Here is a 21,117-nt window from a genome sequence, read left to right as displayed (position 1 = left end):
GGCCCCCGGTTCGCGCGTGCCGTTGCGGGCTGTGCGCCAGGCGGGGGACCCGTCCCCGGGCGTCCGGCGGTGTCGGGGCGGGGGCCGGGGGCGGGCTGGAAGGATGCGGCGCCATGCAACTAGTACGACAAAACGAAAAAAGCACAACGAAGCGGCGCAGATCCGGCACCGTCGTCCTGGCGGCCCTGCTGGGCGCCGCCCTCGCCTCCGGATGCGGCCGGGGCCCCTCCGGCGCGGACCACCACACCCCGCCGGGCGCCGCGGGAGCCGGCGGCAAGGCGGCTGCCGGACCGGCTCCGCAGGCCGCCCCGGCCGGCGCCCTCCTCTCGTACGCGGAACAGCTCAGGCGGCGCCAGGCGCAACGGGTCGCCGTCGCCAGGAAATGGGGGCTGGCCCACGTCCCGCTGACCGCCCCCGCACCGCCCGCCGAGAAGCCCAGGATCACCAGCCGCGAGGGGTTCGAGGTCGACGACGGCGAAGACCTGCCGCAGGTGTTCACGACCGTCCCCACCGAGGAGCGGATCGTCTTCCTCACCATCGACGACGGGTCCGAGAAGGACCCCGAGTTCCTGCGGATGATGGACGAGCTGAAGATCCCGTACAGCGCCTTCCTCAGCGACTACCTCGCGAGCGAGAACTACGGCTACTTCGCGGAGATGCGGAAGAAGGGGGTCACGCTCAACAACCACACCCTCACCCACCCCTACCTGCCCGGACTCTCCTACGCGCAGCAGAAGAAGGAGATCTGCGGCCAGCAGGACCGGATCGAGAAGCACCTCGGCAAGCGGCCCGTGCTCTTCCGGCCGCCGTACGGCAACTACAACCGCGACACCCTCGTCGTCGCCAAGTCCTGCGGGATCGAGGCCGTGCCGCTCTGGGCGGAGGAGGCGTTCCCCGACCACATGGACTGGCGGGAGTGGGACCGGGACCTGCACCCCGGCGACATCATCCTCACCCACTTCCAGGGGCGCGATCAGTGGAAGGGGACCATGACCGACATGGTCCGCAACGTCATGAAGGTCATCACGGACAAGGGCTACGCGGTCGCCCGGCTGGAGGACTACGTCTGATCCCCGGGCGCCGGAGGCGGAGCTCCGCACCCGGGGGCCCGGAACGGCGTGTGCCACCGGGACGTTGTCCCCCGTGAGCCCCGACCGGACCGCCCCGGCGGGCGGGCGACGCCACGCACGGGTACGGAATTGGCACTCCGCTTGACCGAGTGCTAATCGCGGTCATAGTCTCGGTGCTGGCACTCCCCCCTGGAGAGTGCCAGCAGTACCGCGCGACAGGGCAGGTCCGGCACCCGCGACGACGGATCCGGCCCGGCGCGACCCCAGACTGTTAAACCCCGTGAGATCTCCGAAGGGGGAGACCGGATCGTGTCGACCACCAGCTCCAAGGTTGCGATCAAGCCGCTCGAGGACCGCATTGTGGTCCAGCCGCTCGACGCCGAGCAGACCACGGCTTCCGGCCTGGTCATTCCGGACACCGCCAAGGAGAAGCCCCAGGAGGGCGTCGTCCTGGCCGTGGGCCCGGGCCGCTTCGAGAACGGCGAGCGCCTTCCGCTCGACGTCAAGACCGGCGATGTCGTCCTGTACAGCAAGTACGGCGGCACCGAGGTGAAGTACAACGGCGAGGAGTACCTCGTCCTCTCGGCCCGCGACGTCCTCGCGATCATCGAGAAGTAATTCACCCACATTTGCTGTGTGTTCTGCGCCCCTGGCCCCCTGCGAAATAACAAGCCGGGTGGCGAGGGGCGCAGTTCGTTCGAGAGGGAAAACAGCCCATGGCGAAGATTCTGAAGTTCGACGAGGACGCCCGTCGCGCCCTTGAGCGCGGCGTCAACAAGCTTGCCGACACGGTCAAGGTGACGATCGGCCCCAAGGGCCGCAACGTCGTCATCGACAAGAAGTTCGGCGCGCCCACCATCACCAACGACGGTGTCACCATCGCGCGCGAGGTCGAGCTCGACGACCCGTTCGAGAACCTCGGTGCCCAGCTGGTGAAGGAGGTCGCCACCAAGACCAACGACGTCGCCGGTGACGGCACCACCACCGCCACCGTCCTCGCCCAGGCGCTCGTCCGCGAGGGTCTGCGCAACGTCGCCGCGGGTGCCTCCCCGGCCGCCCTGAAGAAGGGCATCGACGCCGCGGTCAAGGCCGTGTCCGAGGAGCTCCTCGCGACCGCCCGTCCGATCGAGGACAAGTCCGACATCGCCGCCGTGGCCGCGCTCTCCGCGCAGGACCCGCAGGTCGGCGAGCTCATCGCGGACGCGATGGACAAGGTCGGCAAGGACGGTGTCATCACCGTCGAGGAGTCCAACACCTTCGGCCTGGACCTCGAGTTCACCGAGGGCATGGCCTTCGACAAGGGCTACCTGTCCCCGTACATGGTGACCGACCAGGAGCGTATGGAGGCCGTCCTCGACGACCCGTACATCCTGATCCACCAGGGCAAGATCGGCTCGATCCAGGAGCTGCTCCCGCTGCTGGAGAAGGTCATCCAGGCCGGCGGCTCGAAGCCCCTCCTGATCATCGCCGAGGACGTCGAGGGCGAGGCGCTCTCCACCCTCGTCGTCAACAAGATCCGTGGCACCTTCAACGCCGTCGCGGTGAAGGCCCCGGGCTTCGGCGACCGCCGCAAGGCCATGCTCGGCGACATCGCCACCCTCACCGGTGCGACCGTCATCGCCGAGGAGGTCGGCCTCAAGCTCGACCAGGCCGGTCTGGACGTGCTGGGCACCGCCCGCCGCGTGACCGTCTCCAAGGACGACACGACCATCGTCGACGGCGGCGGCGACGCCGGTGACGTCAAGGGCCGCGTCAACCAGATCAAGGCCGAGATCGAGAACACGGACTCCGACTGGGACCGCGAGAAGCTCCAGGAGCGCCTCGCGAAGCTGGCCGGCGGCGTGTGCGTGATCCGCGTCGGTGCCGCCACCGAGGTCGAGCTCAAGGAGAAGAAGCACCGTCTGGAGGACGCCATCTCCGCGACCCGCGCCGCGGTCGAGGAGGGCATCGTCTCCGGTGGTGGCTCTTCCCTCGTCCACGCCGTCAAGGTCCTGGAGGGCAACCTCGGCAAGACCGGCGACGAGGCCACCGGTGTCGCGGTCGTGCGCCGCGCCGCCGTCGAGCCGCTGCGCTGGATCGCCGAGAACGCCGGCCTCGAGGGTTACGTCATCACCTCGAAGGTCTCGGACCTCGACAAGGGCCAGGGCTTCAACGCCGCCACCGGCGAGTACGGCGACCTGATCAAGGCCGGCGTCATCGACCCGGTCAAGGTCACCCGCTCCGCCCTGGAGAACGCCGCGTCCATCGCGTCGCTGCTGCTCACGACCGAGACCCTGGTCGTCGAGAAGCCGGCCGAGGAAGAGGCCGAGGCCGGTCACGGCCACGGTCACTCCCACTAGTACCGCCCCGCTCACCGGCCTTCGGGCCGGTGAGCGGTACGAGGCCCGGTGTCCCCGTCGCGGGGGCACCGGGCCTCGCCGTCTTCCCGGCGGGCTCCACCGTTTCCCGTGGGCCCCGCCGGGTTCCTCACTTCGGGCCGTACTTGCGCCCCGTCCGTGACGTCATCTCGCCCAGCAGATTGCGCGGGGCCACCTTCACCAGCCCCATCAGCGCCTTGTACCGCGCGTCCGGCACCGACACCGACTTGCCGCGCGCGAGGTCGGTCAGGGCCGCGCTCACCAGCTTGTCGGCGTCCAGCCACATCCAGCCGGGGATGTTCCCGGTGCCCATCCCGGCCCGCTGGTGGAACTCCGTCCGCACGAAGCCCGGGCAGAGCGCCATCAGCCGCACCCCGGAACCCGCCAGGTCCTTCGCGGCGCCCTGGGTGAACTGGACGACCCACGCCTTCGACGCGCCGTACGTACCGCGCGGGACGAACGCCGCGACCGAGGCGACGTTGACGATCCCGCCCCGGCCGCGCTCGCGCATCCCGGCCGCCGCCGCGGAGGTCAGCCGCAGCACGGCCTCGCAGTGCACCTTCAGCATCGTCAGTTCGTCGGCGAGCGGGACCTCCAGATAGCGCCCCTTGTTGCCGAACCCCGCGTTGTTGACGAGGAGTTCGACGGGATGGTCGCGGTCGCGGAGCCGTTCCTCGACGGCCGCGATCCCGGAGTCCGTGGACAGGTCCGCGGTGAGCACCGTGGCCTCGATGCCGTGCCGGTCGTGCAGTTCGGTGGCCTGGTCCCGCAGCCGCTCGGTGTCGCGGGCCACCAGCACGAGGTTGTGCCCCTGTCCCGCGAGCCGCCGCGCGAACGCGGCGCCGATGCCCGCCGTCGCGCCGGTAATCAGTGCAGTCGTCATGCGCGGCACGTTAGTGGTACCGCTCCGGTCCCCGCGCACCCGTCCCACAGCCGCCGGTGCGCGGGAGGCGGGACCGGTTGACGTACGGCCCCGGACAGGGCCGCCGGGGCCGGGGCCGGGGCGGGCAACGGGCGCCACGTCGGACACCGCGGGCGCGGCTTCGGCACCGTGCCCGCGCGACCTGCCCGTTCGGGTTGTCCCGCCGGATTTCCGGGCAGACGAGCCGGAGGCGCCCCGCCGGGGGAATCGGCAAGCCTTCGGGGGCGTTCGGCACAGATGGCAGAGGGGCCGGAAGGCCGAGGGGCCGGTCCGGGGCGGAGGGCGCCGACGCGCTCCGACGCCGTAAAGATCCTCCCTCGGCACGAGGTGCATCCTTTGCCTGCCTATTACTCTTGTCGCAAGGCCGCGCTGTGTGGCCATGGAGGAGTGAAATGAGGAGCAGCAACCCGGTCTTCTCGCGACGGGGGTTCAGCCGCGACAACGGCACCGCGGGGTACGCGGCGCCGCAGGCCGGGGCCACCGTCACGGGTGAGAACCCTTACGCGCAGGGCACCGCCAATCCGTACGCCACCAACCCCTACGCGCAAGCGGCCCCGCCCGGAGCCCGCTCCGGCGCGATGACCATCGACGACGTCGTCAGCCGTACGGCGATGACCCTCGGCACCGTCGTCGTCGCCGCCACGCTCGGCTGGTGGCTCCTGCCGATCGACGAGACCAACCTCGTCCGGTCCTACGTCGTCGCCTCCGTCGCCGCGCTCATCGGCTTCGTCCTGGCGCTGGTCAACTCGTTCAAGCGCAAGCCGTCGCCGCCGCTGATCCTGGCCTACGCCGCGTTCCAGGGCGTCTTCCTCGGCGTCGTCAGCAACATCATCAGCACCTACGTCGCCCCGGGCGCGGCCATGCAGGCCGTGCTCGGCACGATGGCCGTGTTCGGCGGTGTGCTGATCGCGTACCGGACCGGACTCATCCGGGTGACCCGTCGCTTCCAGGGCTTCGTGATGGGCGCCCTGATCGGCTTCGTGCTGCTGATGGTCGTCAACTCGCTGTTCGCCCTGTTCGGCGGGGGTGACGGCCTCGGCTTCCGCAGCGGTGCGCTCGGTGTCCTCTTCGGCATCGTCGCGATCGTGATCGGCGCCTGCGTCCTCGCCCTGGACTTCAAGGTGGTCGAGGACGGCATCACCTACGGCGCCCCGCGCGAGGAGGCATGGACGGCCGCCTTCGGCCTCACCGTGACCCTGGTGTGGATCTACCGGGAGATGCTGAACCTGATCGCGATCCTCAGCGGCAACGACTGATCCCCGCACCCGCATCACCCGCTCCACCGTCGGACGGCCCGCAGGCACTGCCTGCGGGCCGTCCGCGTTAGGGTCGCGGAGTGCTTGATACGACGCCCTTGATCACCGCCGTGGACCGATTCGCCGACCGGCTGCGGGCCGCCCCGCAGAGCCGCCTCCAGCAGGGCACCGCGGAGCGGGCGCTGGCGGTGGCGCGGCAGCTGAGCGCCCGCGCGCAGCGCCTGGAACGCCCGGGGCGGGAGCCGTACGTCATGCCGGACGGCGGGATGTTCGGCGTCGGGGACCAGGTGGCCGTGGCCGGCCACGATCTGGCCATGGCGCTGGAAACGGCCTCGCCCGAGGAGTTGGACGAGGCCGTGCGGTACGTGACGGAGGCGGCGGCGGAAGCCTTCGCGTAGGGCCCGCGCCCCGCCCCTGCCGGGGGTCAGAACGAGGCGATGACCCGGTCCGCGAGGATGTAGACGTTCTCCGCGCCGCAGGAGAAGGTCAGCGCGTAGGCGCCCGAGACGCCCGAACCGCCCAGCAGGAACGGCTGCTCGCCCGCGCGCAGGGAGTCCGCCAGCCGTTCGGCCGTCTCCCGGTGGCCCGGGGTCATACAGAGTGTGGTGCCGTCGGCGAAGACGTACACGTCCAGGGTGCCGAGCGGGCCGGGGCGTACGTCCGTCAGCCCGGTACCCGTGAGGGCGAGCTCTTCCAGGCGGTTCACCGTGCGCTCGTGGTCCGTGATCACCGGCGTGCGCACCGGCACGAAGTCCGGGTGGGAAGGGTGCCGGCGGCGGGCGGCGGCCAGCTCCGGGGAGTCGTCGGCGTACTCCGCCGTCCCCGGTTCCTCGCCCGGACCGGCCACCTCGCGGGAGGCCGGCGCCTCGCCGGGCTCGGCCGGCTCCATGAGCTCGCTGAACTCCCGCATCGCGTCGGCCACGACCGCGTCGTCCGGGTGGACGGGGACGGCCGGGTGGGCGGCGTACGCGGTCTCGCCGGTCTCGTCGGCCTCCTCGGCGAACGGGAAGGCCAGTGCCTCCAGGCCGGCGAAGTCCGCCTGGCGCGGAAGGAAGTACGGGGCGTCCTCGCCCAGGCCGGTCAGTCCGCCCAGCAGCGACGGGGCGTCGGCCGCGTCGCGGGCCTCCTGCGCCGCCCAGAAGGCGCGCGCCTCGGCGAGTTCGCGCTCACGCTCCTCGGCGAGGGCCTCCGACACGGCCGCGCGTATCTCGGCGGGGGCCGCACCGGTACGGCTCTGCGCCGGGACCGTGCGCGTGTGCTCCCTGTCCCGGGCGAGGTCCTCGCGCAGCCCGGCGACCTGCCGGTGCAGTCCGCGAGCGGTGTGCACGGCAGCGGCGCCCACGGCCGTGGCGGCGGCGGTGGTCAGCAACAGGGCAAACGACATGGCGCTCACTGACATACTCCCGGTCTCTATCGATACCCCCGACTTCCTACATCAGCTTGTCCTGCCCCACCGCTCACCGTCAGTGCAAAACGTCATGAACTGGACAGGACTTTGGTCCCGGCCCGTGTGTCCGACCCTCTCTGACCTGCGGCGACGTCGGTCCCCGGGGACCCACATCACATCCTGGGGGAGATTCGGTCACGGTGCGGGCTCGGTGGGATTCGCCGGTGCGCCGCTGAGGCAGGCGCGCCCCGTCCCCGGTACGTGCGGGGGCGGGTGCGCCCCTTCCGGTACGCGCGGAGCCGGGCGGAGGGAATCCCCCCGCCCGGCCCGGTGCGGCTCGGTGCGGCCCGTTGCCGGCCCGGCCGGGGGCCCGCTCCGGCCCGGCCCGGCTCGGCTCAGCTGAGGCGCTCGATGACCATGGCCATGCCCTGGCCGCCACCGACGCACATGGTCTCCAGACCGAACTGCTTGTCGTGGAACTGCAGGCTGTTGATCAGGGTCGCGGTGATGCGGGCGCCCGTCATGCCGAAGGGGTGGCCGACCGCGATCGCGCCGCCGTTGACGTTGACCTTCTCCAGCGGCAGGCCGAGGTCCCGGTAGGAGGGGATGACCTGGGCGGCGAACGCCTCGTTGATCTCCGCGAGGTCGATGTCGTCCACGGTGAGCCCGGCGCGCTTCAGCGCCTGCTTGCTGGCCTCGACCGGCCCGTATCCCATGATCTCGGGGGAGAGGCCGGAGACGCCGGTGGAGACGATCCGGGCGAGCGGGGTCAGGCCCAGCTCGCGCGCCTTGGTGTCGGACATGATCACGAGGGCTGCGGCGCCGTCGTTGAGCGGGCAGCAGTTGCCGGCGGTGACCAGGCCGTCGGGGCGGAAGACCGGCTTCAGACCGGAGACGCCCTCCAGCGTGACGCCCGCGCGCGGGCCGTCGTCCTTGGAGACGACGGTGCCGTCCGGCGTGGTGACGGGGGTGATCTCGCGCTCCCAGAAACCGTTCTTCAGGGCTTCCTCGGCGAGGTTCTGGGACCGTACGCCGAACTCGTCCATCTCCGCGCGGGTGACGCCCTTGAGCCGGGCGAGGTTCTCGGCGGTCTGGCCCATCGAGATGTACGCGTCCGGGATCAGCCCGTCCTCGCGCGGGTCGTGCCAGTCCGTGCCGGTCGCCTCGGCGCGGGCGGCGGTACGCGCCTCGGCCTCGGCGAAGAGCGGGTTGCGGGTGTCGGGCAGGCTGTCGGAGTTCCCCTTGGCGAAGCGGGAGACCATCTCGACACCGGCGGAGATGAAGACGTCGCCCTCGCCGGCCTTGATGGCGTGCAGCGCCATGCGGCTGGTCTGCAGCGAGGAGGAGCAGTAGCGGGTGACCGTACAGCCCGGCAGGTGGTCCATCCCCATCTGCACGGCGACGATGCGCCCCAGGTTGTTGCCCTGCTCGCCGCCGGGAAGACCGCAGCCGAGCATCAGGTCGTCGATGTCCCGCGGGTCCAGCTCGGGGACCTTCGCCAGGGCGGTCCGGATGATCGTGGCGGTCAGATCGTCCGCCCGCAGGTCCTTGAGCGACCCCTTGAAGGCGCGGCCGATGGGCGAACGGGCGGCAGAGACGATCACGGCTTCGGGCATCACGCGGCTCCAGGGGACGGTAAGGCTCAACGACGGTAAGGCTCGACGGCGGTAAGGCTCGACGACGGTACGGCCGTGGCCGGACGGGAAACGACCGGACGGCCGGTCGGGCGGTCCGGCGGCACCACCGCCGGGCGGCGTACCCCACCGGACCGTTCCGGCATCACTGTCTGGAAGTTACCCGTACGTCAGGCCCGGGTCACCGGCCCGGCCATGTGATGCGGACCTCTTTTCTAAGCGCTTGCTCAGTCGTGCTCGCCCGGTCCGCCCGCAGACCTCGCGGACATCCTCACGGGCGCCGCCGGGCCGCGCGCGCCCGCGCGTCGGAGCTGCCCCCGGGAGCGGACGGGCCGCCGGTGCCGGTGCCAGGGCCGGAGGCGGGACTCTGCGGCGGCGGGCTCTGGCCCGGGGGCCGGGGCTCCGCCGGCTGCTCCGGCGAGAGCTCCTCCGGGCGCTCGGGCGCGTGCTCCTCCGGGTGCGGGTGCGGTTCGGTGTGCGCGGGCAGACGCCGCCGCCTGCGGTGCTTGAGCAGGGCCCACGGAGCACGCGCCCCCGTGACCTCCGTACCGGCCTCCCGGGCCGCGTACGAGGCCGCCTTCGCCACCGGCAGCATGTCCTCGCGCCGCGAGCCGTCGAGGTGGTCCGTCTCCGGCCAGAGCCCGAGCGCCGCGCAGAGCGTCGGCAGCACCGCCATCGACGCGGTCGCGTACCCCTCGGCGGAGGGGTGGTAGTTGTCCGGGCCGAAGAGCTCGCGCGGGTTGGCCTCGAACTCCGGCCCCAGCAGGTCGCCCAGCGAGACCGTGCGCCCGCCCTGCTCCACCGCGCCGATCGTCTGCGCCGCCGCCAGCTGCCGGCTGACCCGGCGGGCCAGGTACCGCAGCGGCTGGTAGACCGGCTCGATCGTGCCGAGGTCCGGGCAGGTCGCCACGACCACCTCCGCGCCCGCCGTCCGCAGCCTGCGCACGGCGGTGGTCAGACAGCGCACCGACTGCGTGGCGGGCATCCGGTGGGTGACGTCGTTGGCGCCGATCATGATCACGCAGACGTCCGGACGGCGCGACGGATCGGCCAGCAGCAGGGCCACCTGGCGCTCCAGATCGTCCGACCTGGCCCCCGGCAGGGCCACGTTGCGCATGTCCACCGGCCGTTCCGCGACCGCCGCGAGCCCCGAGGCGAGCAGCGCCCCCGGGGTCTGCCCGGCCCGCCGCACCCCCTGACCGGCCGCCGTGGAGTCACCGAGCAGAGCCAGCCGGAGCGGATCGGCGGGACCGGCGAAGGCGACGCCGTACCGCCCGTCCGCACTCGGCGGGACCGGGGCGATACCGCCGCCCACCTGCCGCTTCGCGAGCTGTACCTCGGCCAGTACGAGGCCGACCGTCGCCGCCCCGATGAGCCCGATGCTCCCGCCGCCGAACGCGGCGCCCGCCGCGATCCGCCGTGCCACTCTCGCCGTCGACACCCTGCGGTCACCTCCTTCTCGCCACTCAGCCGTACACGTACCTACCTGCCCCGCAGGGGGCTGCGCCCAATCGCTTCGCCCAATGTGGTGCCCGTACGCATACTCTGAGCCGGACCATCTCGGAGATCCCGGAGTACACGGTGAAATTCCACGATTCGATGATCAGTCTTGTCGGCAACACCCCGCTGGTCAGGCTGCGGAGCGTCTCGGCCGGCATTCAGGCGACCGTCCTGGCCAAGGTCGAGTACTTCAACCCCGGCGGTTCGGTGAAGGACCGCATCGCGCTGCGCATGATCGAGGCGGCGGAGGCGAGCGGCGAACTGCGCCCCGGCGGCACCATCGTCGAGCCGACGAGCGGCAACACCGGCGTCGGCCTCGCGATCGTCGCCCAGCAGAAGGGGTACAAGTGCGTCTTCGTCTGCCCGGACAAGGTGTCCATGGACAAGATCAACGTGATGCGCGCGTACGGCGCCGAGGTCGTCGTCTGCCCGACGGCCGTCGACCCCTCGCACCCCGACTCGTACTACAACGTCTCCGACCGGCTGGTCCGTGAGACGCCCGGAGCCTGGAAGCCCGACCAGTACTCCAACCCCAACAACCCCCGCTCCCACTACGAGACCACCGGTCCCGAGCTGTGGGAGCAGACCGAGGGGCGGATCACCCACTTCGTCGCGGGCGTCGGCACCGGCGGCACCATCACCGGCACCGGCCGCTACCTGAAGGAGATCAGCGAGGGCGCGGTCACCGTCGTCGGCGCCGACCCGGAGGGCTCCGTCTACTCCGGCGGCTCCGGACGCCCGTACCTCGTGGAAGGGGTCGGCGAGGACTTCTGGCCGTCCGCCTACGACCGGACCGTCACGGACGAGATCGTCGCCGTCTCGGACAAGGACTCCTTCCAGATGACCCGCCGCCTCGCCAAGGAGGAAGGGCTGCTCGTCGGCGGCTCCTGCGGCATGGCGGTCGTCGCCGCCCTGGAGGTCGCCCGGCAGCTCGGGCCCGACGACGTCGTGGTCGTCCTGCTGCCGGACAGCGGCCGCGGCTACCTCAGCAAGATTTTCAACGACGAGTGGATGGCCGACTACGGCTTCCTGGAGGACACCGGCACCTCCGCCCGCGTCGACGCGGTGCTCGCCCACAAGGAGGGCCCGATGCCCTCGCTCGTCCACATGCACCCGGACGAGACGGTCGGCCAGGCCATCGAGGTACTGCGCGAGTACGGCGTCTCCCAGATGCCCATCGTGAAGCCCGGCGCCGGACACCCCGACGTGATGGCCGCCGAGATCGTCGGCTCGGTCGTCGAGCGGGAACTGCTGGACGCCCTCTTCACCAAGCGCGCCTCGCTCACCGACCCGCTGGAGAAGCACATGTCGGCGCCGCTTCCCCAGGTCGGATCGGGCGAGCCGGTCGAGGACCTGATGGCCGTGCTCAGCGGCTCCGGCGCCGCCGACGCCGCGATCGTGCTGGTCGAGGGGAAGCCCAAGGGGGTCGTGAGCAGGCAGGATCTCCTCTCCTTCCTGGCCAAGGAGAGCGGCGTCACCGCCTGACCCCCGGCGACAGCCCGCGGCTCGTCGCAGAACTGGTACGAGCGCGTCACGTCCACGCAGCACCCGCTTAACACGCGTCGGGCAGATTGATGGGTGTCGGCAGGGAAACCCGCCGGCACCCGAGACGGCGACATGGACTACGGAGCGGCTCCCGGACCTCCAAAGTCGCCAGGACGCGAGCGCCCGGCCCTGACCCGGACCGCGTCCCTCGCGGGGACCGCCGTCGTCCCGCCCCCCGGGCAACCGGGGGTGCGGCGGTCCCCGCGACATGCTTCGCCCACGGCCGGCCGGGTCCACCGGCCGGCCGTCGGCGCTTTCGGCCACGCCCCGGCCCGGGGAAGCCCGTCCGGCGCGGTTCATCCGGATCGGCTTCCGCGGACGGCTTCCGCGGACGGCTGGCGCCTTTACGCCGACGTCGGCCGCGCGCCCGGCGTACGTACGCCAGTCCCGAAGCGGGCGGAGCACCCTCCACCGCGGTCCCGCCCGCCCGCCGGTCCCCTGTATATGGACATGCAGACCGCTTGCTGGCTGAATGGACGGGACGGCGCAGATCGCGGCCGCGACGGATCGTGCGGAGGCAGGGCATGGGCGGGAGTGGACCCACCCCTACGGCGACGGCAGGCTTGCAGCGGCTCTTCGAGGGGCGGCGGCTCACCCCGACCCAGCGCCGGATCGCCCACTCCCTGGTGCGCAGGGCCGCCGACGCCCCCTTCCTGTCCAGCGTCGAACTCGCCGAACTGGCCGGGGTCAGCCAGCCCTCCGTGACCCGGTTCGCCGTGGCGCTCGGCTTCGACGGCTATCCCTCGCTCCGCAGATACCTGCGGGAGGCCGTGCCCGCCGACACCGGACGGGAGGCCGGCGCCGAGGACCCGTACGCGTACAACTCCTACCAGCAGGCCGTCCACGCCGAGATCGAGAACCTGCGCCACCTCTCCGAACTGCTCGCCGACCCGGAGCCCGTGGAGCGGGCCGGGCGGCTGCTCGCCGCGTCGAGCCCGCTGCCGGTGCTCGGTCTGCGCGCCGCCTCCTCGCAGGCCCGCGGGTTCGGCTACTTCGCCGCGAAGGTGCACCCCGACGTCCGGGTGCTCGACGAGGGCGGCTCGATGCTGCACGACCGCATCGACACCGCCCGCCGGGCAGGCGCCGAGGTGCTGCTCTGCTTCGCGCTGCCCCGCCACCCCAGGGAGACCCTGGACGCCCTCGGCCACGCACGGGACCAGGGGCTCACCACGGTGACCGTCGCAGACTCGTCCTTCGCCCCGGTCGCCGCGCTCAGCGACCTGCTCATCCCGGCCCCGGTCGGCACCGGCCTCGCCTTCGACACCGCCTGCGCCCCGATGCTGCTCGGCCGGGTCCTGCTGGAGGCCATGTGCGACGGGCTGCCGGACGCGCAGGCCCGGCTGGAAGCCTTCGACGCACGGGCGGCGGCGCGGGGGCTGTTCGTGGAGTAGCCGGGGTCACCGGAGGGCCACGGGCTTCCGCGCGGCTTCGGATGTGGAAGTGCGATTTCCCGATTCTCAGACGGGACTCAGATACACCCACTAATCTCCGCGCCCAGAGGACCCGGCCGAGGCGCCGGGAGAACGCGGAGAGGGGTACGGACATGGGGCGCGGAGCACAGTCGTTGGCGAGGGTGGCCGTGATCGTGCGGGCCGGGGCCGCACCCCTATGGTGGCCGGGGCTCCTGGTGGCCGTCGTCGGGGCGCTCGTCCCCGCCGGTACGGGGCGCCGGATCGGGCTGCTCGCGGGCGCGGCGCTCTTCGTCGTCACGCTCGCGCTGGTGGCGACGGTCGGGGTCAAGCGGTACGCGGAGCTGGCGAAGGGGGCCGCCCGGGCGGGGCGCACCGATGTGCTCCAGGACCGGGCCGTGACGTTGCGGAACTGGCGGCGGGCGTACCGGTGGTGGCTGCTCGGCGCCTTCCTGGTCGCCCTGGGCGCCGGCTTCGCGCTGCCGGGGGCCGGCGGGATGGTGCTGGCCGGGGCGGGCGCCGGGCTGCTGCTGCGGGCCGTCCGCATCGGGCGGCTCGAACAGCGTGAGGACGTCCTCTACTGGGTCCGTACGGACTGGGTGAAGCGCGGCCGGCCCGCGGGCAAGCAGGTGAAGGCCTACCGGACGACCGGGCCGGTGGCGGGCGACGCGCGGGCGGGCGGTGCGCGCCGGGTCGCCGTCTGACCCGGGCCGGGCATGCCGATGCCGCCGTCCCCTTCGTACGAAAGGGGCGGCGGCATCCGCGCGTCCGGGCTGTTCGCGGCGGTCGTCAGACCTCCAGTTCGGTCTCGATCCGCTTCAGCTGGTGGCGGGCCATCGCGAGGTTGGCGCGGTTGGCGTCCAGGACCAGGTAGAGGAAGAGCCCGTTGCTGCCACGGGTCTTGAGCAGCCGGATCAGGTGGTACTGGCCGCTCAGTGTGATCAGGATGTCCTCGATCTCCTCCTTGAGACCCAGGTGCTCCATGGTGCGCAGCTTGGCGCGGACGACGTCGGTGTTGCCGGCGGCCGCGACTTCGAGGTTGAAGTCCTTGCCGCCGCCGAGGGTGCCCAGAGCCATGCCGCTGGTGTAGTCGACGAGAGCGACACCGAGGGTTCCCTCGATGGACGACATCGCTTCCTTGAGCGCGGTTTCGGTGTTGGCCATGAGTGCTCGTTTCCTTTCCCTGACCGGTCGGGACGACCGGATCCTCTTCTGTGTGATGGTTCTGTTCCTGGCTGTGGAGTGTGGGGGCCGCCGGCCCACCCGCCGCCGCCCCGGCCCGCTGCCCCCGTCGGGGCCTGCCCTACACGGGTCGTTGCGGCAGCTCACGGGGATGCGGAGGGCGGGCGGGCGGTGGGGGCGGGGTCCGCTCGACGCGCTCCAGGGCGGAGTCGACGAGCTCACCGACCCGGGCGCTCGCCCTGCGGCCCTCCAGGTGGAGGCGGCCGACGTTGATGCGGTCCTCGGCGAGCAGCGTCAGTACGGCGGACGAGCCCGCGGCGTACGTCGCGATGTAGCCCGACTCCCCCCGGACCAGGAGTTCGCGGAAGCCGGCGCGGCCGGTCGCCTCCGTCATCCTGATCGCGACACCGAGCGCGGCGGCGGTCAGGGCGGCGACCCCTTCCGCCTCCACGCCCGGGGTGTCGTGGGCCAGCACCAGACCGTCGGTGCTGGCGGCCAGCGCGCCGCCGATGAGGGGTACCCGGGCCCGTAGCCGCTGGAGTTCGTCGAGGACGTCCTGCAGTTCAGCCTCGGGCACCATCAGCTGTCTCCTCCCGGCACGCTGTCTGAGCGCGCGTATCACAGGGCCTCCAATGCATCTCGGAGCCGGCGCAGCAGAGCGACGTCCGGGTCGGACGTGACATCGGGGAGCACGACCCGGCCGGGCGAGGCCGCCCCCACGAGCGCTGGTTTACGGACGGGCTCGACGAGCCCGGCGGCGGCGAGCCTCCGCAGGTCGACCAGGGTGTGGAAGGCCGAACGCCCCAGGACCTGGGCGATGTCGGAGGCCGTCCGTACGCCGTCGACCAGCTCCAGGACGTGCCGCTGGCGCGAGGGCACCGGGGCGTCCAGGGGGTGGGCGGCGCGGACGAGGGGCGAGCTGTCGGTCAGGGCGTCCGGCCAGATCCGGTCCAGCAGCTCCCGGCGCCGGAGCGTCTCGCGCTCGACGGCGCCCACGGCGACGGGCCGGACCGGGCCGATCCAGTGGGACACGCCGTACCGGAACCTGGTCGGCGTACGCGTGGGGGCGAGGACGAAGAAGGCGGCGTCGTAGAGCGCGCCCAGGTGGCACAACTCCAGTGCCCCGCCCGGTACATGACCGCTGTCGACGAGGTAGCGGCCGACCCGCTGCCCGGCACCCGCCTGGGCCACCGCGTCCCACCAGCGCTCGTGGCGCAGGGCCCCGCCCGTGGTGAGCAGCACGTCGATGCCGGGGGTGGACGGACTCTCCGCGTGCACCACCTTCCCGTCGGCGAGGTAGAGCGTGCCGCGGTCGCGCATCAGGGCGCCGGTGGCGCGTTCGGCGGCGAGTCGCTGGAGCATCGGGGAGAGGACGGCTGCCGGGTCCACCTCGGGTGGCGTCGTCCTGGTGCTCATGCCAGGACCAGCCGTTCGGCCAGTTCGCCCAGGCGTATCCGGGCGAGGGCGAGGTTGCCGTCGGTCCGGTCCAGCCAGAGATGGAGGAAGACGCTGCTGTCGAAGACCGTCTCCACGAAGCGGATCACGTGGTAACCGGTGTGCGTCGTGATGATGACGTCCTCCACCGGGAGCCCGTCGCGCGCGCTGCCGTCCGTCCGCCCGTCGGCGTACGGGCTGAGGGTAAAGGCGGGTTGCTCGGCCGCCATCCGGGCCACCTCGGCGGTCTCCGCGGCGGTGGCCTCGTGATCGCCGTTGGGCGAGTCGCCGATGGTGCCGAGGGCGAGGCCGCTCGTCCAGTCGACGACCGCGGCGCCCCGGGCTCCGGGCAGCCTCATGACTTCGAGCAGGCACTCGTCGATTCCCGGCACCGCGGCTTCCCCTCCAGGCAATGGTGTACGGAGCTGTGAGCCAGAGGCTACGCAACGTGGCCGGTCCCGGGGGGTCGTTTGGCATTTTCCAGTGGTACATGCGGAGCGCGCTGTAAGGGAGTTGAGGAGAAGTCGTAAGGGAGAAGTCTGACAAAGGGACGGTTGTGGACGGAAGGACGTCCCGGCGATTGATCGGTCTGCTCCGGTTCTCGGCGGTATCGGTCTCTTTGTGGCCGCAGGGGGGCGGGATGAAAGTAATGGGCGGCCGAAAAAGGTCGATTGGCTTGAACGCGGCGGAGCCCGGCGGACGGCCTTCCGTGTGTCACGTGTCAGCCTTAGTGGCTCGTCCGGGGTGCTCTGTTTCGGCCGGGAGCGAGGGCGGCCGGACCCCCCCCGCGGACTCCGCCCCCTGCCTCCCGGGCCCCTCCCGCCCGCCCTCGCCGCTCCTTCCCGCCGACTCCGCCGTACACCCGCCGGGCCCCTCCCGCCCGCCCTCGCCGGGGTCTTCCTTGGCGTGTCCGCCGCCCCGCCATTGACTAGAACTATTCATCGCATCAGGATGTGAATGGATGGTTCGCGGCCGGGACCCCGCCGGTCCTGCCGGAAACCAGCCGGGCCGCCGGGCCCACCGGGACGTACGCCGGGATCGAGGAGGCGCAGAATGTCAGGACCCCGCCCCGTCAGGGCCGCGCGCGGCACCGAACTGAGCACCCTGGGCTGGCAGCAGGAGGCCGCCCTGCGCATGCTCCAGAACAACCTGGACCCCGAGGTCGCCGAGCACCCCGACAAGCTGGTCGTCTACGGCGGCACCGGCAAGGCGGCCCGCGACTGGCGCAGTTACGACGCCATGGTCCGTACCCTGCGCACGCTCAAGCAGGACGAGACGATGCTCGTCCAGTCCGGCCGGCCGGTCGGCGTGATGCGGACGCACGAGTGGGCGCCGCGGGTGCTGCTCGCCAACTCCAACCTGGTGGGCGACTGGGCGAACTGGGAGGAGTTCCGCCGCCTGGAGGCGCTCGGCCTCACCATGTACGGCCAGATGACCGCGGGTTCCTGGATCTACATCGGCACCCAGGGCATCCTCCAGGGCACCTACGAGACCTTCGCCGCGGTCGCCGCCAAGCGGTTCGGCGGAACCCTCGCCGGAACCATCACCCTCACCGCCGGACTCGGCGGCATGGGCGGCGCCCAGCCGCTGGCCGTCACCATGAACGACGGCGTCGCGATCTGCGTGGACTGCGACCCGCGCGCCATCGAGCGCCGGATCGAGCACCGCTACCTCGACGTAAAGGCCGACGGTGTCGCCCACGCCCTCGCGCTCGCCACCGAGGCCCGCGACGCCCGCAGGCCGCTCTCGATCGGGCTCCTCGGCAACGCGGCCGAGATCCTCCCCGAACTGCTCGCCGCCGGGGCGCCCATCGACATCGTCACCGACCAGACCAGCGCCCACGACCCGCTGGCGTACCTGCCGACCGGCGTCGAGTTCGACGCGATGGCCGCGTACGCCGCCGAGAAGCCCGCCGACTTCACCCGCAGGGCCCGCGAATCGATGGCCCGGCACGTGGAGGCGATGGTCGGTTTCATGGACGCCGGTGCCGAGGTCTTCGACTACGGCAACTCGATCCGGGGCGAGGCCCGGCTCGCCGGGTACGACCGGGCCTTCGACTTCCCCGGCTTCGTCCCCGCCTACATCCGGCCGCTCTTCTGCGAGGGCAAGGGGCCGTTCCGCTGGGCCGCGCTCTCCGGCGAGGCCTCCGACATCCACCGCACCGACCGGGCGATGCTCGACCTCTTCCCGGAGAACGAATCGCTCCGCCGCTGGATCGAACTCGCCGGCGAACGCGTCCACTTCCAGGGTCTGCCCGCCCGGATCTGCTGGCTCGGCTACGGCGAACGCGACAGGGCCGGTGAGCGCTTCAACGACATGGTCGCGAGCGGCGAACTCGCCGCCCCGCTCGTCATCGGCCGCGACCACCTGGACTGCGGCTCGGTGGCCTCCCCGTACCGGGAGACCGAGGCCATGCTCGACGGCTCGGACGCCATCGCCGACTGGCCCCTGCTGAACGCCATGGTCAACGTCGCCTCCGGAGCGTCCTGGGTCTCCGTCCACCACGGTGGCGGGGTCGGCATGGGCCGTTCCCTGCACGCCGGGCAGGTCACCGTCGCGGACGGCACCCCGCTGGCCGGCGAGAAGATCCGCCGGGTGCTCACCAACGACCCGGGCATGGGCGTCATCCGCCACGTCGACGCCGGGTACGAGGGGGCCGAGCGGGTCGCGGAGGACCGGGGCGTACGCGTCCCGATGCGCGAGGGCGGCGACGGCGCGGACGGGCCGGCGGCATCCCGGGACGCGTCCGCCGACCGCCGATGACCGGCCGCGACGGAGAGGCGTCCTTCCGGGAGATGTGGCGCGAACTCGCGCCCCTCGGCCGCCACTCCGGCTCCGGCGGCTACCGCCGCTACGCCTGGACCGGGGCCGACGCCGACTGCCGGGCGTGGTTCCGCGCGCAGGCCGAGGCGCGCGGGCTCGTCCACGAGACCGACCGCAACGGCAACCAGTGGGCCTGGCTCGGCGACCCCCTGGCGGGGGACGCCGTCGTCACCGGCTCGCACCTGGACTCCGTACCGGACGGCGGCGCCTTCGACGGCCCCCTCGGGGTGGTCTCCGCCTTCGCCGCCCTCGACGAACTCCACCACCGGGGAGCGGAGTTCACGCGCCCGCTGGCCGTCGTCAACTTCGGCGACGAGGAGGGTGCCCGCTTCGGGCTGGCCTGCGCCGGCTCCCGGCTGACGGCCGGCCGGCTCACCCGCGAACAGGCCCACCTGCTCACCGACGCCGGGGGCACGACCCTGCCCCGCGCCATGGAGGCCGCCGGGTACGACCCTGACGCCATCGGCCCGGACCCCGAACGCCTCTCCCGCATCGGCGCGTTCGTGGAACTCCACGTCGAGCAGGGGCGGTCCCTGGACCGTACGGGCGACCCCGTCGGGATCGCCTCCGCGATCTGGCCGCACGGCCGCTGGCGGTACGACTTCCGGGGCGAGGCCAACCACGCGGGGACCACCCTCCTCGCCGACCGCCGCGACCCGATGCTGCCGTACGCCGAGACCGTCCTCGCCGCCCGCCGGGAGGCCGGACTCGCCGGCGCGCTGGCCACCTTCGGCAAGGTCGCCGTCGAACCCAACGGCGTCAACGCCGTGCCGTCCCTCGTCCGGGGCTGGCTCGACTCGCGCGCCGCCGACGCCGCCACCCTCGACACCCTCACCGCCGCCGTCGAACGGGCCGCCCGGGAGCACGCCGAACGGGCGGGCGTCGCGCTGGACGTCGTACGGGAGTCGTTCACGCCCGTCGTCGAGTTCCAGCACGCCCTGCGCGAGGAGCTCGCCCGCATCCTCGCCGCCCGCACGCCCGACCGGCGGCCCGTACCGGTGCTCGCCACGGGAGCGGGACACGACGCGGGTATTTTGTCCGCTTCCGTACCGACCGCCATGCTGTTCGTGCGGAACCCCACCGGCGTCTCCCACTCGCCCGCCGAACACGCCACCGAGCAGGACCGTGCGGCCGGGGTCGCCGCACTCGTCGACGTACTGGAGGGTCTCGCATGCAGGTGACGACGTACTGGCTCTCCCACGCCTGGCTCGGCACGCACGTCGAACCGGGGGTCGCTCTCGACGTCGCGGACGGGCGGATCACCGCCGTCCGCACCGGCGTCACCGCCCCGCCGCCCGGCGCGACCGTGCTGCGCGGCCTCACCCTGCCCGGCCTGGCGAACACGCACTCGCACGCCTTCCACCGGGCGCTGCGCTCCACCACCCAGGTGGGCTCCGGGACCTTCTGGACCTGGCGGGAGCGGATGTACCGGGTCGCCGCCAGGCTCACCCCGGACAGCTACCACGCGCTCGCCCGCGCCACCTACGCCGAGATGGCCCTCGCGGGCATCACCGCGGTCGGAGAGTTCCACTACCTGCACCACGCCCCCGGCGGCACCCCCTACGCCAACCCGAACGCGATGGGCGAGGCGCTGATCGCCGCCGCCGGCGAGGCCGGAATCCGCATCACCCTGCTCGACACCGCCTACCTCGCGGCCGGGTTCGGCAAGGAACCCGACCGCCACCAGCTCCGCTTCTCCGACATCACCGCGGACGCCTGGGCCGAACGCGCCTCCGCGCTCCGGGGCGGCGGCCACGCCCTGATCGGCGCCGCCGTCCACTCCGTACGGGCCGTCCCGGCGGACCAGCTGGAGACCGTCGCCCAGTGGGCGGCCGACCGCGCCGCCCCGCTCCACGTCCACCTCTCCGAGCAGACCGCGGAGAACGAGGCCTGCCTCGCCGCCCATGGGCGGACCCCGGCCCGACTCCTCGCCGACCACGGTGTCCTCGGCCCCCGCACCACCGGCATCCACCACACCCACCTCACCGACGCGGACATCGGGCTGATCGGCTCCTCAGGCACCGGCACCTGCATGTGCCCCACCACCGAACGGGACCTCGCCGACGGCATCGGCCCCGCCGTCGCCCTGCACCGGGCGGGCTCCCCCGTTTCCCTCGGCAGCGACAGCCACGCCGTGATCGACCTCTTCGAGGAGGCGCGGGCCATGGAACTGAACGAGCGGCTGCGCACCCACATCCGCGGCCACTGGACGGCGGCCGCCCTGCTGCGCGCGGCCTCCGCGACCGGGCACGCGGCCCTCGGCAGGCCGGAGGGCGGCAGCATCGTCACCGGAGCCCCCGCCGACCTGGCGACGGTGGCCATGGACTCCGTCAGGACGGCGGGGCCGGTGGAGCGCCTCGCCGCCGAGGCCGCAGTCTTCGCTGCGACCGCGGCGGACGTGCGGCACACGGTGGTGGCGGGCCGGCACGTGGTGCGCGACGGCCGGCACACCCTGATCGACGACGTGCCCGCGGCGCTCGCCGACGCCATCGCCGCCCTGCGCGACTGAAACGCCCGCGCCCCGAGCGCCGGCCTCGGCCCGGGCCCCGGCCCCCACGCCCGGGGCCCGCCCGCACACCCACCGCCCCGCACACCCAC

At 72.6% G+C, this 21,117-nt stretch carries 19 protein-coding genes; 11 read left to right on the top strand and 8 right to left on the bottom strand.

Annotated features, from left to right (window positions below):
* Positions 1 to 113 precede the first annotated feature (113 nt).
* From OHA55_RS10725 to groL, 3 genes are all read left to right on the top strand, one after another.
* The gene (locus tag OHA55_RS10725) at positions 114 to 1,070 is read left to right on the top strand and encodes a polysaccharide deacetylase family protein (protein ID WP_266705123.1); all 957 of its coding nucleotides are present in this window, start codon (positions 114 to 116) and stop codon (positions 1,068 to 1,070) included.
* A 309-nt stretch (positions 1,071 to 1,379) separates the two neighbouring features.
* A complete protein-coding gene (gene groES, locus OHA55_RS10720) occupies positions 1,380 to 1,688 on the top strand; it encodes a co-chaperone GroES (RefSeq protein ID WP_028439209.1) in 309 nt (102 codons plus the stop codon).
* Between the two features lie 98 nt (positions 1,689 to 1,786).
* Positions 1,787 to 3,409: a chaperonin GroEL gene (gene groL / locus OHA55_RS10715; RefSeq protein WP_266705118.1), complete on the top strand. Its 1,623-nt coding sequence runs from the start codon at positions 1,787 to 1,789 to the stop codon at positions 3,407 to 3,409.
* Between the two features lie 127 nt (positions 3,410 to 3,536).
* Here the strand turns inward: groL and OHA55_RS10710 are convergent, their stop codons facing one another.
* A complete protein-coding gene (locus OHA55_RS10710; protein ID WP_266705116.1) occupies positions 3,537 to 4,310 on the bottom strand; it encodes an SDR family oxidoreductase in 774 nt (257 codons plus the stop codon).
* Positions 4,311 to 4,741: 431 nt separating this feature from the next.
* On the opposite strand from OHA55_RS10710, the gene OHA55_RS10705 reads away from it, so the two are divergent.
* Positions 4,742 to 5,605: a Bax inhibitor-1/YccA family protein gene (locus tag OHA55_RS10705; RefSeq protein ID WP_266705114.1), complete on the top strand. Its 864-nt coding sequence runs from the start codon at positions 4,742 to 4,744 to the stop codon at positions 5,603 to 5,605.
* An 80-nt stretch (positions 5,606 to 5,685) separates the two neighbouring features.
* Positions 5,686 to 6,003, top strand: a complete 318-nt coding sequence (locus OHA55_RS10700) for a hypothetical protein (RefSeq protein WP_266705112.1) — start codon at positions 5,686 to 5,688, stop codon at positions 6,001 to 6,003.
* A gap of 26 nt (positions 6,004 to 6,029) precedes the next feature.
* Here OHA55_RS10700 and OHA55_RS10695 read toward each other — a convergent pair whose 3' ends face one another.
* The 3 genes from OHA55_RS10695 to OHA55_RS10685 form a co-directional block, all read right to left on the bottom strand.
* Positions 6,030 to 6,989, bottom strand: coding sequence for a hypothetical protein (locus OHA55_RS10695; RefSeq protein ID WP_266705110.1), 960 nt, complete (start codon positions 6,987 to 6,989; stop codon positions 6,030 to 6,032).
* Between the two features lie 398 nt (positions 6,990 to 7,387).
* The gene (locus tag OHA55_RS10690; RefSeq protein ID WP_266705108.1) at positions 7,388 to 8,608 is read right to left on the bottom strand and encodes an acetyl-CoA C-acetyltransferase; all 1,221 of its coding nucleotides are present in this window, start codon (positions 8,606 to 8,608) and stop codon (positions 7,388 to 7,390) included.
* A gap of 289 nt (positions 8,609 to 8,897) precedes the next feature.
* On the bottom strand, positions 8,898 to 10,052 hold the full coding sequence (locus OHA55_RS10685; protein ID WP_266710536.1) for an SGNH/GDSL hydrolase family protein: 1,155 nt from the start codon (positions 10,050 to 10,052) through the stop codon (positions 8,898 to 8,900).
* 155 nt (positions 10,053 to 10,207) lie between these two features.
* On the opposite strand from OHA55_RS10685, the gene OHA55_RS10680 reads away from it, so the two are divergent.
* The 3 genes from OHA55_RS10680 to OHA55_RS10670 all read left to right on the top strand — a co-directional run bounded on the left by OHA55_RS10680 (position 10,208) and on the right by OHA55_RS10670 (position 13,784).
* Positions 10,208 to 11,611 (top strand): cystathionine beta-synthase, encoded by a 1,404-nt coding sequence (locus OHA55_RS10680; RefSeq protein WP_266705106.1) that lies wholly within the window; start codon positions 10,208 to 10,210, stop codon positions 11,609 to 11,611.
* A 584-nt stretch (positions 11,612 to 12,195) separates the two neighbouring features.
* Positions 12,196 to 13,062 carry a MurR/RpiR family transcriptional regulator gene (locus OHA55_RS10675; RefSeq protein ID WP_266705104.1) on the top strand — a complete coding sequence of 289 codons (867 nt, stop codon included), beginning with the start codon at positions 12,196 to 12,198 and terminating at the stop codon, positions 13,060 to 13,062.
* Positions 13,063 to 13,214: 152 nt separating this feature from the next.
* Positions 13,215 to 13,784 (top strand): hypothetical protein, encoded by a 570-nt coding sequence (locus OHA55_RS10670; protein ID WP_266705102.1) that lies wholly within the window; start codon positions 13,215 to 13,217, stop codon positions 13,782 to 13,784.
* Positions 13,785 to 13,869: 85 nt separating this feature from the next.
* Here the strand turns inward: OHA55_RS10670 and OHA55_RS10665 are convergent, their stop codons facing one another.
* The 4 genes from OHA55_RS10665 to OHA55_RS10650 all read right to left on the bottom strand — a co-directional run bounded on the left by OHA55_RS10665 (position 13,870) and on the right by OHA55_RS10650 (position 16,088).
* Positions 13,870 to 14,244: a hypothetical protein gene (locus OHA55_RS10665; RefSeq protein ID WP_266705100.1), complete on the bottom strand. Its 375-nt coding sequence runs from the start codon at positions 14,242 to 14,244 to the stop codon at positions 13,870 to 13,872.
* Positions 14,245 to 14,383: 139 nt separating this feature from the next.
* Positions 14,384 to 14,842 (bottom strand): roadblock/LC7 domain-containing protein, encoded by a 459-nt coding sequence (locus OHA55_RS10660; RefSeq protein WP_266705098.1) that lies wholly within the window; start codon positions 14,840 to 14,842, stop codon positions 14,384 to 14,386.
* A 38-nt stretch (positions 14,843 to 14,880) separates the two neighbouring features.
* Positions 14,881 to 15,678, bottom strand: a complete 798-nt coding sequence (locus OHA55_RS10655) for a transcriptional regulator (protein ID WP_266705096.1) — start codon at positions 15,676 to 15,678, stop codon at positions 14,881 to 14,883.
* Positions 15,675 to 16,088 (bottom strand): hypothetical protein, encoded by a 414-nt coding sequence (locus OHA55_RS10650; protein ID WP_266705094.1) that lies wholly within the window; start codon positions 16,086 to 16,088, stop codon positions 15,675 to 15,677. The genes OHA55_RS10655 and OHA55_RS10650 overlap by 4 nt, the downstream gene beginning before the upstream one ends.
* Positions 16,089 to 16,749: 661 nt before the next feature.
* Here OHA55_RS10650 and hutU point away from each other — a divergent pair.
* Genes hutU through OHA55_RS10635 form a run of 3 tightly spaced genes read left to right on the top strand, consistent with a single transcriptional unit; the run spans position 16,750 to position 21,028 of the window.
* The gene (hutU, locus tag OHA55_RS10645) at positions 16,750 to 18,459 is read left to right on the top strand and encodes a urocanate hydratase (protein ID WP_266705092.1); all 1,710 of its coding nucleotides are present in this window, start codon (positions 16,750 to 16,752) and stop codon (positions 18,457 to 18,459) included.
* Entirely contained in the window at positions 18,456 to 19,700 is a 1,245-nt protein-coding gene (locus tag OHA55_RS10640; RefSeq protein WP_266705090.1) for an allantoate amidohydrolase, read from the top strand. Before hutU ends, OHA55_RS10640 begins: the two co-directional genes overlap by 4 nt.
* Positions 19,691 to 21,028, top strand: a complete 1,338-nt coding sequence (locus OHA55_RS10635; RefSeq protein WP_266705088.1) for a formimidoylglutamate deiminase — start codon at positions 19,691 to 19,693, stop codon at positions 21,026 to 21,028. The genes OHA55_RS10640 and OHA55_RS10635 overlap by 10 nt, the downstream gene beginning before the upstream one ends.
* The last annotated feature ends 89 nt before the right edge of the window (positions 21,029 to 21,117 follow it).

The organism is Streptomyces sp. NBC_00102 (genome assembly GCF_026343115.1).
Lineage (GTDB): Bacteria > Actinomycetota > Actinomycetes > Streptomycetales > Streptomycetaceae > Streptomyces.
The sequence above is the reverse complement of the archived record's forward strand: the minus strand, read 5'-3'. Positions and strand labels throughout refer to the sequence as shown.